The organism is Saccharospirillum sp. HFRX-2, from assembly GCF_043196805.1.
GTDB lineage: Bacteria > Pseudomonadota > Gammaproteobacteria > Pseudomonadales > Natronospirillaceae > Saccharospirillum.
This window is the reverse complement of sequence record NZ_JBEBMU010000008.1, coordinates 45,795-56,429: the sequence shown is the minus strand read 5'-3', so window position 1 is coordinate 56,429 and position 10,635 is coordinate 45,795. Positions and strand designations below refer to the sequence as shown.

General features: G+C 58.6%; 10 protein-coding genes. 7 read left to right on the top strand and 3 right to left on the bottom strand.

Annotated elements, in window-relative coordinates; genetic code table 11:
- Positions 1 to 423 precede the first annotated feature (423 nt).
- Complete coding sequence (locus ABMA60_RS15300) at positions 424 to 2,010, bottom strand: alpha/beta fold hydrolase (RefSeq protein WP_392804752.1); 1,587 nt, start codon at positions 2,008 to 2,010, stop codon at positions 424 to 426.
- Positions 2,011 to 2,318: 308 nt separating this feature from the next.
- Between ABMA60_RS15300 and ABMA60_RS15295 the strand changes: the two genes are divergently transcribed.
- The gene (locus ABMA60_RS15295) at positions 2,319 to 3,110 is read left to right on the top strand and encodes a hypothetical protein (RefSeq protein ID WP_392804749.1); all 792 of its coding nucleotides are present in this window, start codon (positions 2,319 to 2,321) and stop codon (positions 3,108 to 3,110) included.
- Positions 3,111 to 3,154: 44 nt separating this feature from the next.
- On the opposite strand, the gene ABMA60_RS15290 is transcribed toward ABMA60_RS15295, so the two are convergent.
- Together ABMA60_RS15290 and ABMA60_RS15285 are read right to left on the bottom strand one after the other, a co-directional pair.
- Positions 3,155 to 3,517, bottom strand: coding sequence for an SH3 domain-containing protein (locus ABMA60_RS15290; protein WP_392804746.1), 363 nt, complete (start codon positions 3,515 to 3,517; stop codon positions 3,155 to 3,157).
- Complete coding sequence (locus ABMA60_RS15285; protein WP_392804744.1) at positions 3,514 to 3,885, bottom strand: glyoxalase superfamily protein; 372 nt, start codon at positions 3,883 to 3,885, stop codon at positions 3,514 to 3,516. The genes ABMA60_RS15290 and ABMA60_RS15285 overlap by 4 nt, the downstream gene beginning before the upstream one ends.
- A 179-nt stretch (positions 3,886 to 4,064) precedes the next feature.
- Between ABMA60_RS15285 and ABMA60_RS15280 the strand changes: the two genes are divergently transcribed.
- The 6 genes from ABMA60_RS15280 (at position 4,065) to ABMA60_RS15255 (ending at position 10,635) form a co-directional block, all read left to right on the top strand.
- Positions 4,065 to 5,432, top strand: a complete 1,368-nt coding sequence (locus ABMA60_RS15280) for a Ca2+-dependent phosphoinositide-specific phospholipase C (RefSeq protein WP_392804741.1) — start codon at positions 4,065 to 4,067, stop codon at positions 5,430 to 5,432.
- A gap of 150 nt (positions 5,433 to 5,582) precedes the next feature.
- On the top strand, positions 5,583 to 6,791 hold the full coding sequence (locus ABMA60_RS15275; protein ID WP_392804738.1) for an ABC transporter substrate-binding protein: 1,209 nt from the start codon (positions 5,583 to 5,585) through the stop codon (positions 6,789 to 6,791).
- A 175-nt stretch (positions 6,792 to 6,966) separates the two neighbouring features.
- On the top strand, positions 6,967 to 7,827 hold the full coding sequence (locus ABMA60_RS15270; protein ID WP_392804735.1) for a carbohydrate ABC transporter permease: 861 nt from the start codon (positions 6,967 to 6,969) through the stop codon (positions 7,825 to 7,827).
- Positions 7,827 to 8,639, top strand: a complete 813-nt coding sequence (locus ABMA60_RS15265; RefSeq protein WP_392804732.1) for a carbohydrate ABC transporter permease — start codon at positions 7,827 to 7,829, stop codon at positions 8,637 to 8,639. The genes ABMA60_RS15270 and ABMA60_RS15265 overlap by 1 nt, the downstream gene beginning before the upstream one ends.
- Before the next feature lie 200 nt (positions 8,640 to 8,839).
- Positions 8,840 to 9,610: an MBL fold metallo-hydrolase gene (locus tag ABMA60_RS15260; protein ID WP_392804729.1), complete on the top strand. Its 771-nt coding sequence runs from the start codon at positions 8,840 to 8,842 to the stop codon at positions 9,608 to 9,610.
- A complete protein-coding gene (locus tag ABMA60_RS15255) occupies positions 9,607 to 10,635 on the top strand; it encodes a LacI family DNA-binding transcriptional regulator (protein ID WP_392804726.1) in 1,029 nt (342 codons plus the stop codon). The genes ABMA60_RS15260 and ABMA60_RS15255 overlap by 4 nt, the downstream gene beginning before the upstream one ends.

The window sequence follows — 10,635 nt, the reverse complement described above, 5'->3', positions numbered from 1 at the left end:
CGGCCTCAAATGCTATCGCATTTGATCGAACCTCAGACCTCTGCCTCCGGAGGGCAGCGCTCTATCCAGCTGCACCCTGCGGGCATAAAAGCTACGGGCGGATAACGTTTGAACAAACCTTGTCTTGCTCGGGCATCATCCTCTGGTTTGTTCAATAGAGGATGGGCTCGTTCCATGCTGCTCGCATGGAACCACCCGCTTCGCGGCGCTGACGCGGCCTCAAATGCTATCGCATTTGATCGAACCTCAGACCTCTGCCTCCGGAGGGCAGCGCTCTATCCAGCTGCACCCTCGGGCATAAAAGCTACGGGCTTATCTGCCTCGCCAATTTACAGCGCTTGGCAGATGGCGCGCAGTATACAGATTCACCGGTTCAAGTCCAGATTCGCCGTCATATCAAGGGCTTAGCCCATTTGCCAGTGACTAGTAGGTGGCGATGAAGTGGCGCACGGCGTCGATAAAGTCTTTGGAGGCCGGTTCCCGGCCCAGCAATAGATGACCGTCGCTGTCCAGACCGACGAATTCGGCGTTTGGTATGGCGTCGGCGAGGTCGCGGCCGACACTGACGGGAATGCGTTGGTCGCCCAGGGAGTGAATGACCAGCGTCGGCACCTGGATCTGGGGCAGCAGGTGGCGGACGTCGATATCGCCGAAGGCGGACAGGAAGCGGACGGCGTTCTCCGGCGAAGTGGTCAGGCGCTGAAATTCGTTGAACCAGGCCAGTTCGGCCGCGTCGGCACTGGGCATGAAGGTCGAGGAAAAAATATGGCGGTAGGCCGGGTTGTCCTTGCCCCAGCCGGTTTTGGTCAGCGTCATGATGGCTTCGCGCTCGCGTTTTTCCTCGTCGCTGGTACCGATGCGCCAGCCGGCCGGGTAGCCACCGAACAGGATTAGGTGCGACACGCGCTCCGGGTATTTGACCGCATAGGCGATCGACACCGCCGCGCCCTGGGAAATGCCCAACAGCGCAAAGCGGTCAACGCCGCTGGCCTCGACCACGGTTTCCAGGTCGGTGACGAAGGATTCGAAGCTGAGCTCATTAACCTCCCAGTCCGACAGGCCGTTGCCGCGCTCGTCGTAGCGCACGAAGTAGTGGTTCAGCGCCAGGCGCCGGAACAGCGGGCTCCAGATCGGGGCGTCCCAGTCGTGTTCCAGGTGACTCAGCCAGTTGGCGGCCTTGATGATGGGATAGCCGGAGCCGATGTCGGCGTAGGCCAGGCGCACACCATCCTGGGCGGTGCACAGCTTAATGCTCTGGCGCGCCAGGAATTCACGCTCGGGGGTGCGGTATGCCAGCGGTTCGGACTGGTCGGTCAGTTGACTGCGTTCTTTTGCCGACCAGGCGATGCCGGCCCTGCGAAAACGCTGGGCCAGCTCGTTCGACCGCCAGGCCAGTTGTTGCTCTTCACCCATAAATTCGAGCAGCGTCAGCACGCGGGTGGCGGCTTCGGTGTTGAACGGTTCGAGCGCTTCCCAGGCGTTGGCCCAGCCGAGCTGGTCGATGACCGGTTGTTTCGAATCGGCGGCCAGCCGGGACAGCAGCTTGCCACGCAACTTATTGATCTCCTGCCGCTCGGCCGTCAGCCATTGCTGAAACAGCGGCTGGTCCGGCAGGTCGATGCCGTCCAGCAAGGGTTCTTGCAGCGCCCGGTCGATGCCCTTCAATGCCTGGATCGATATCTCCGGGTCGGCGATTTTATCCGCCAGGTTGTGGATATCGATGTCGATGTCCTGGTTATTCAGGTGCACCCGTTCACGGTCGGCCCAGAGTCGCTCATGGCCCACTTCGTTCACCAGCGGCCGCATCTTGCTGAGCGACCAGCGCAGCGCGCCTCTGGGATCGTCGGCGTGCTCCCAGAACAGCTCGCACAGGCGGTCGCGCCGCTGCATGCGACCGGTGAGGATCAGGTAGGCCAGTAAGGCGCGGGTCCGTTTGGACGCCGGCAACGGCAGGGGTTGGTCATCCTTGAATACCGTCAGCTCGGTGAGCGTTTGTATCGATAGTTTCACGCGTTCAGTTCCTTGGGGCCGCTTGCGGCCGATTCACAACAGAGGCACAGGACTCCCTGTCCGTCGCCATCCATACACCGGGTGAGCCGCTCAAATCGCTCAAAAAGGGGCAATTTATCGGTAGCTGATTTCGGATTTGAGAACTAATTCACAAATATAAGGCGGCTCGATCCGATTCTTCAAACACTTAATTCCACGGTGCCCACGCACACTGTTTTCCATCGTGAACCGAGCCCACCGGCTCAACAATAACAACCCAGGATCAACCGATTGTTGAGGTTGACCAACCGGTAAAAAGGAAGACCAACATGGATTTGCCACACACCCTGAGCATCTTTATTAAAAGCCTGGCTGTACTCGGCTTACTGGCTATTTTCGTCCGTCTGCTCAACAGCCACCGCAGCGAGAGGAACGACGAACAACAGGCTACGAATGAGATGCAACCGCCGACAGCGCCGAGCCTGGAACTGCACTTCAAATCCGCCCGGCGCCTGCATTTTGCATGGCAGGAAGTCCGCGGCGCAACTCACTATCAGTTGCTCGAGCGCCCGGGACCGAACTCACTGTACCGGCCTGTCGGTCGGTCGGTGCCTGCCGGTAACGGTCAGTTGATTGTCAAAACGCCGCTGCACAGCCGACTGAACAGCCAGTATGTGCTGCGCGCCTACAACGACGTCGGCCTGGCCGACTCCGTCGCCCTGAGCGTCAGCGAGCGGCTGGAAACCAAGTTGGCGTTTCTGCTGAACGGCGGTATCGACCCAACCGGCTACTTCGGTTTTTCCATCAACAAGAGCGCCGGCGGCCGTACTATGATCATCGCCGAGGACGATGCCAAAGACGGCGCAACCAACGCTTCCGCCTATGTGTTCCTGCGCGATGGCGACGATCAGTGGAACAAGCTGGCCTATCTGCGCGGCGACCGCGCCGCAGCCATGAGCGAAGACGAATTGGAAGCCGAATGTCTGGACATCAGCGTCACTCCGGCGGAGCCGATAAAGACCTCGGTTGGCGTCAGCGAAAAGGGTTGGACGTCGCCGTTGTCGCTGTACCGGCCCAACGCCTTGCGCGACCTGAGATGGCTGAATTTTAATTCGCCCTAGCCGACGACTCCCCGGCCGGCCCCATCAGCGGGCCGGCTTTTTTGTTAAGACATCACCTCATCCAGTGTCGCCGTCGGCACCCAGCCGGCGTCACCGTTTTCACGCACCACCCAGCTCCAGTCGTTCAGCTCCCGTGCCACGCTCAGCCGCTCGCCGACTTCGGTATTCAGTTCGCGTGCGCTGTAGTCGGCGCAGGCCCTGGCGTGGCGGCCATCGGCGGCGAGCGTCATCAGCACCAGCGGTGCCCAGCCGCTGTTGCCATCGCCGGTGGTGGTCCATACCCAGCCCGGGTATTCGGTATCGCGCTGACCCAGCAGCAGGTCGTCCCCGGTCTGAAAACCGATGGGGTTCGGGTAATGGGAGCGATGCGCGCGCAGCACCTGGCGCCGACCGGCTGACGCTATCATAACGGCCGGCACAACGGCTGGTTGAACAGCAGGCGGTTGGCGAACGGATCGATCACCTCGAAACAGCGGTCGCCCCAGGGCGCGGTTTCAATTGCGGGTTTGCTGTAGGAGTCATCGCGCTGGCTGATGTCGTTGAATAAAACGTCGAGCTGATCCGTCTGGATAAAGACTTTGGCGCCGGGTGAGCAGTCACCGGAGTGTTCGCTCAGGTGCAGCACCAGGTCATCTTTGGAGACCTGGCAATACAACGGCAGGCCGGGTTCGTGGCGATGTTCCCAATCGACGGTCATGCCTAAAAAGTCGCGATAAAACGCCATGGCTTTGTCGACATCGAAGATGCGCAGCACGGGAATGGCTTTAAAGGTCATCAGGCGGGCTCCTGCCGAATCGCCGCAAAGATGTCGCGCAGATTAACAAATCCAATCCTCTAAGGTTCAAAAAAGCTTCATTAGGCCGTCAGTCGATGGTCATGGCGTTTTGACATCCTCGCTCTTGCACACGTGTGCACAACCTTTGAATACAACAACAGCATAAAGAGGACGATGCCATGACTTTCCCCAATGCCCGTGCCTGGCTTGGCCTGGGTTTGATTTCCTGTATTGCCTCCGTAGCCAGCGCGGCCGTGCCTTCGGCCGCTGGTCTGTCCGACAATCTGGCGTACGACCAGGCTTATTGGTCGCGCCCGCACAACCCTTATGAAACCGCTCAGTTTTCTAACCTGCTGGATGTGCTCAACCGCGGCAATCGGGTGGTGGAGCTGGATGTCTGGGAGTCCGGCGGTCAGTTGGTGGTGAAACATAACGGCACCGATGGCGACTATGCCAACAACTGCAACGGTGGTTCTGGCGGTAGCTTTGCCGACTGCCTGAACGATCTGGTCAGCTGGAGCAACAGCCACCCGAACCATTTGCCAATCACGCTGCAAATCGATTTAAAAGCCGGGCTGTTGTTTGGTTGGGACAGTGGCGCACGCAGTCAATTAAATAGCCAGTTGTCACAGACCTTAGGCAGCCGGATTTTCACGCCGGAAGAGCTGCGCCAGTTCACCGGCAACAGCAGTTTGCGTCTGGGCGTTCTGAACAACGGCTGGCCGACCATCGGCAGCTTGCGCGGTCAGTTTCTGGTGATGTTGACCGGTGGCCCGATCAGCCAGAAAAACCAGACGCAACGCGCTTACATCGAGCAGTTCGGTAATCAGGCGCAAGCTCTGGTCTGCCCTCAGGCGGAAGATCCGATCTACTTCGATGCCTATGGCAGCGCCAAAGATTTCAGCGGCTACGCGGCCAATAACTGGGTGGTCTGCGGCAATACCGAGAACCTGAAGTATTGGTCGAAAACGGTCGAAGCCTCGGCGCTGAACCGACAGGTGATCAATATCTGGTCGTCCGATAACCATCATTTCGATGCCTATCACAACGCTTACATCGCCGTGGCTTCCGGCGTTTCAATGATCAGCCGTGAAACGCTCGACAGTTACGGCAACCGCATTCCATTGAACGGCGAACGCCGCTCCATTCCTAACCGTTTCCGCTTGCAGGCTGAGCACAGTGGCCAGTGTCTGGACGTGGCAGGCGCCAGCTACGCCGACGGTTCTGACATCCATCAATGGAACTGCCACGACGGCGTCAATCAGGTGTTCCGCTACAGCGATGAGACCCAGCTGCGCGCGGTCGGTAACGAGGAATATTGCTTCGACATCGACGGTGGTCAGTCGGTCGCCGGCAAAGGTTTGCATCTGTGGGATTGCGACGGTGGCGACAGCGAAAAATGGCGCCTGACCACCAGCGGCGAGCTGGTCGGTATCGGCAATCGTTGTGCAGCGGTACCCGGCAACAGCCAGCAAAACGGAACTCAGGCGGAACTGGCCAATTGCAGCGGCGGCGCTAACCAACGCTTTAACCTGCTGCCGTATTAAACCCCCGGGAGTCTGTGAATAACTCGAACCGAGCTATGGCTCCCTTGTTCATCAAAGCTTCACAGGGCTGTTACCGAAAAGTCACAGCCCGCCCTTAGCGTTGCACACGTGTGCAATTTAAAAACTGACTGACTCCCAACGGAGAACATCATGAAACCTATTACTGCTTTTTCTACCACCTTGCTGGCCAGCGCCATGGCGCTGACCGGTGTGGCCCAAGCCGCTGATCTGGTCATCGCTGGCCGTGACGGCGGCTATGGCGAAGCGCTGCAAGCCGGCGTCGATGCTTATGAAGCCGCCCATCCGGGCACCGACATCGAACTGCTGAAACTGCCTTATGGCTCGCTCTATGAAAAGCTGGTGATCGGCATGCGCGAAGGCGATTCCAGCTTCGACCTGGTGATGATCGACGACACCTGGGCGCCGGAATTTATGAGCAATAACTGGCTCGCCGCTTTGAATGAAGACGCCGTCAGCCAGGACTTTATTCCGTCACTGACCGACATCTCGCGTTACCCGGTCGGCCAAGGCCCGCTGTATTCGCTGCCGGTCGTCGGCAACGTCGCCATGTTCGCTTACCGCTCCGATTTGATGGACCAGCCGCAAAGCTGGGACGACGTTTTCCGCGCCGCCCAGAACCTGAAAACCAACGATCGTGCTGGCGTAGTTTTCCGCGGCACTCAGGGCAACCCCATCGTCACCGGCTTCTTGCCAATGCTGTGGGCTTACGGCGGCCATATCGTCGATAAAGATGGCAACATCTCACTGAACAGCCCGGCCACTGTTGAGGCCATCGAAGCCTTTGTCAGCCTGCGCGATGTCGCCCCGACTGGCGTTGAAGTCTATAACTCCGGCGAAGTGCGCGACGCTATCCAGCAAGGCAAAGCCGCCATGGCGATTGAAGTTTGGCCGTCCTGGGTGCCGTCGATGGACGACCCGGCCGTGAGCCAGGTGGTTGGTCAGGTCAACATCGTGCCGCCGCCGGGCCAGGTGAATGAATCGACACCGATGCTGGGCGTTTGGCAGATGGGTGTTTCTACGCACGCCGAACACGCCGATCTGGCTGAAGACTTCCTGACGTTTTTCACCAGCGCCGACTTCCAGCGTCAACTGACCCTGGAACAAGGTCTGCCACCGACGCGCACCAGCGTTTATCTGGATGAAGACGTTATCGCCCAATACCGCTGGTACCCGAACCAGTTGGACGCATTGCGCCAAGGCACTGCCCGCCCGCGCGTGCAGGACTGGCAACAACTGGAATCCATCCTCGGTGATTACCTGCAACTGGCACTGCTGGGCCGCCTGAGCGCGGAACAAGCGGCCGAGCAAGCGCATGAGCGGATGGTGGCGTCGCGGTAAGAAATTTAGCCACCGAATAAGGTCTGGAATTGGTTGGCTGTTTGACGGGTAGTCCGAGACATGGATGTCGAGGCCTAGGCCCCAGGGAAGGGTTCATGCCGACCCGTCAAACAGCCAGCCGATTTCAGGCCGACCCACAGCACCCACCGAACCAAACTAAAAAAACAGGCCACCCATGTTCCGATCCCACTGGCACCCTTTGCTGTTGCTGTCACCGGCGCTGGTGCTGCTCGCTTTGCTGACGCTCTACCCCATCGGCTACAGCCTGATGCTGGCCTTCACAGACACCCAATACGGCGGCCCGATGAACTTCGTCGGCCTCGACAATTTCCGCGAGTTATTCAGCGACTGGTTTTTCCAACAAGCCACGCGCAACACCGTGGTTTTTACGCTCGCTGCATCCATCGCCCAAGTAGGTTTGGGCTTGCTGCTGGCGCTGTTATTTCATCAGCCGTTTCGTGGTCGCGCCTGGCTGTTGCCGCTGTGTATTTATCCGATGATGTTATCGACGCTGGTGTGTTCCTCGATCTGGAAAGCCTGGCTGCATTACGACTTCGGCTGGCTGAATAACTTCTTCGACTTACTCGGTATTGCCCGGGTCAGTTGGTTGTCCGATCCGCAAACCGCACTCGCCGCCATCGTGTTGGTCGACACCTGGCAATGGACACCGCTGGCGTTCCTGTTATTGCTCGCTGGCTTGCAAGCCATACCACCCGACATCGAAGAAGCCGCCACCTTAGAAGGCGCCAGTGACTGGCAACGGTTTTGGCATGTAAGGCTGCCGTTATTGCGTGCGCCACTGTTTTTAGCCTTGCTGCTGCGCTCCATCGACGCCTTTAAATTATTCGATAAAAACTACGTCCTTACCGGCGGCGGTCCGGCCTATTCCACCGAAACCTTATCGCTGCTCGCCTACAAACAAGGCTTTAAGTTTTTCCACCTCGGCACCGCCAGTGCGATTGCCGTGGTGATGTTAATCATCGCGCTGGCATTGAGCCTGGCCTATGCCTGGCAAGTGATGCGGAGGCCGCATTGATGAGTCGTTTGCTTCGTCCCTTGGGCATCAGTTTGGCGGTGTTATTTTTTACTTTGCCGACGCTGTGGATGCTCGGCACCGCCTTCAAACCAGCCGCCGAATACATTGGCACCAGCCTGGTTTTCTGGCCCAGCCAGCCGACGTTGGCGCACTTTATTCAACTCTTTGATGAAGGCGTATTAAGGCGTTTATTCAACACCTTAGTGGTCTCCATTGGCACGACGGCGGTTTCACTCAGTATCGGTTTTATTTCGGCCTATGCGCTGGTGCGTTATCGCTTTCCGGCGAAACTCGATCACGCGTTTTTGTTGCTGGTGTTATTGATTAAAACGCTGCCGCCGATTGTCGTCGCCATTCCGTTATACCGGGTTCTGAATGCGTTGAATTTGCTCGATTCGCACCTGGGTTTAATGCTCAGTTATCAGGTCTATACCCTGCCATTTTGCATCTGGATGCTGCTCAGTTTTGTACGCCAGATTCCGATTGATCTGGAAGAAGCGGCATCACTGGAAGGCGCGGGATTAATGCAACGCTTACTGCGCGTTGTGGTGCCGCTGACAGCACCCGGTCTGGTGGCAACGCTGATCTTCGCCATGCTGCTGGCGTGGAACGAATTTTTGTTTGCCTTGCTGTTTATCCAGACGCCGAGCCAGTTCACCTTGCCGTTGTACATCGCCACCTTTACCACCGAAAACCAGACCTTCTGGGGGCAATTAATGGCGATTGGCACGCTCAGTTCGTTGCCGGTTTTAGTGCTGGCGGGTTATCTGCAAAAGCATTTATTGCGTGGTTTTGCGATGAGTCCGCAGTAGAACAGCATGAAAACCGAGATCCCGGCTCAAGGCCGGGATGACAATGTTGGCACGAAACGAGTGATTGCTGACGGCTTGGCTTTCGGCAGGCGTCGGTCGCCATGGATGGCGGCCGTCGAGCTTACAGGGATGTACTTGCAGCGTACTGCCGGAAGCCAAGCCGTCAGTAAGCACGTCCGCAGGCAAAACAAGGAACATCAATGAAGATCGACGTTATCGGCGTGGGCGCCGCTTACGAATCCAGGGGCGTTAATGCATCCCTTTTATTGGAAGAAGACGGCTTTCAATGTCTGATCGATTGCGGGCCGACAGTGCCACCGGCATTGTGGCGACGCGAGCTCGACCCGGATGCCATATCAGCACTCTACTTCACCCACTGTCACCCGGATCATTGCCTGGGATTAACGACGCTGATCAACCACTGGCAGCACTGCCAACGCAAACGACCGCTGTTGATCGTTGCCCAGCGCGCCCAGTGGGCACGGCTGCAAAACCTCAGTTATTTTGGCCACTGGCCGGATGACGACCCGGGCTTTTCCATTCAATGGGTCGACAGCGCCGAACTCGATGCGCTCGGCCCCTGGCGGATGGCAACCGCCACCAGCCGGCACTCGGTGCCCAACCGTTCACTCTGGTTGCGTGGCGCTCAGGGCAGTCTGTTTTACAGTGGCGATGGCCGGCCCAGCCGACATAACAAAAGCCTGCTCGCCAATGCCGATATTGTGTTTCAGGAATGCGAAGTCAGCCAGGCGTTATCGCGCTTGGCGCATCATGGCGACTGGCCCTTGTGTCAGGAACTGGAACGGAAAACCGGCAGCTTGCTGTGCCCTTATCATATTGGCACCGATCACCAGGCGCGGATCCGCACCGAAGCCGCCGCGATAGACGACATCTTTGTGCCGCGTGATGGCGATTGTTTGCGCTTGAAAGGCGGCCGCTGGCAGATTGAAAAGCAGGACAGTCAGGCATGAAATCCTCTGCAATAAAACCCAGACCGCGCAGTGTCACCGCCTCCGATGTGGCGCGCCGCGCCGGAGTGTCACGCTCGGCGGTTTCGCGCGCTTTCACGCCCGAAGCCAGCATTCACCCGGAAACCCGCGAGCAGGTCCTGACGGTGGCGCGTGAGCTGGGCTACCGGCCCAATGCGCTGGCGCGCTCGCTGGTGAAATCGAAACAAGGGCCGTCATCAGGATTGATTGCCGTGGTGATGGGCGAATTCGATAACCCTTTCCAACCGCACTTTTTCAGTCAGTTAACTCAAGCGCTACAAGCTCAGGGCCGGGTTGCCATGCTGGTGATGCCGGATGCCCAAGGCAGCCTGGACGACGCGCTGGAACGGCTGATCGCCTATCAGGTTGAAGGCGCCATCATCGCTGCCGGTTCACTCTCACCCGAAGCGACCAATGCGTTCCTGGCGCTGGGCACGCCAGCGGTTTTATTGGGTCGCGAAGATCCGCGCGGTCGGGTGTCGGCCATTCTCACCGACAACCGGGCTGTGGGCGAACGCGCCGCCGACTACCTGCTTAGCCAGCATAGAAAAGCGCCCGCCTTTATTGGTGGTCGCGCCGACGGCCAGGCCTCGCGAGAACGCCAACAGGGGTTTATCGACAGGCTGGAAAAAGCAGGGCTGACAACACCTCCGTGCCTGAGCAACCCCGACTACAGCTACGCCAGCGGTTACCGCGCAGCGCAACAATTATTGCGTGATCACCCCGACACCGACGCCCTGTTTTGCGCCTGCGATGCACTGGCACTGGGCGCCATGGACGCGTTACGCGCTGCCGGTAAAACCTGCCCGGAACAGTTCAGTTTGATCGGTTGTGACGATGTGCCTCAAGCCGCCTGGCCCGGCTATCAATTGACGACGCTGGCGCAACCGGTGCAACAACTGGTCAACCAGGCGCTGGATCATCTGATCACTTCCATTGCCAGTCAGCGCACCGATGCACCGGAAGTGCTGCGGTTGGCGCCGGAGTTTGTGCAGCGCCTGAGCTGA

Bases quoted from the DNA above. Each gene is read 5' to 3' on its own strand.
- ABMA60_RS15270 (WP_392804735.1), top strand. From the start codon at position 6,967: ATGTTCCGATCCCACTGGCACCCTTTGCTGTTGCTGTCACCGGCGCTG.
- ABMA60_RS15255 (WP_392804726.1), top strand. From the start codon at position 9,607: ATGAAATCCTCTGCAATAAAACCCAGACCGCGCAGTGTCACCGCCTCC.
- ABMA60_RS15285 (WP_392804744.1), bottom strand. From the start codon at position 3,885: ATGACCTTTAAAGCCATTCCCGTGCTGCGCATCTTCGATGTCGACAAA.
- ABMA60_RS15260 (WP_392804729.1), top strand. From the start codon at position 8,840: ATGAAGATCGACGTTATCGGCGTGGGCGCCGCTTACGAATCCAGGGGC.
- ABMA60_RS15295 (WP_392804749.1), top strand. From the start codon at position 2,319: ATGGATTTGCCACACACCCTGAGCATCTTTATTAAAAGCCTGGCTGTA.
- ABMA60_RS15265 (WP_392804732.1), top strand. From the start codon at position 7,827: ATGAGTCGTTTGCTTCGTCCCTTGGGCATCAGTTTGGCGGTGTTATTT.
- ABMA60_RS15275 (WP_392804738.1), top strand. From the start codon at position 5,583: ATGAAACCTATTACTGCTTTTTCTACCACCTTGCTGGCCAGCGCCATG.
- ABMA60_RS15290 (WP_392804746.1), bottom strand. From the start codon at position 3,517: ATGATAGCGTCAGCCGGTCGGCGCCAGGTGCTGCGCGCGCATCGCTCC.
- ABMA60_RS15280 (WP_392804741.1), top strand. From the start codon at position 4,065: ATGACTTTCCCCAATGCCCGTGCCTGGCTTGGCCTGGGTTTGATTTCC.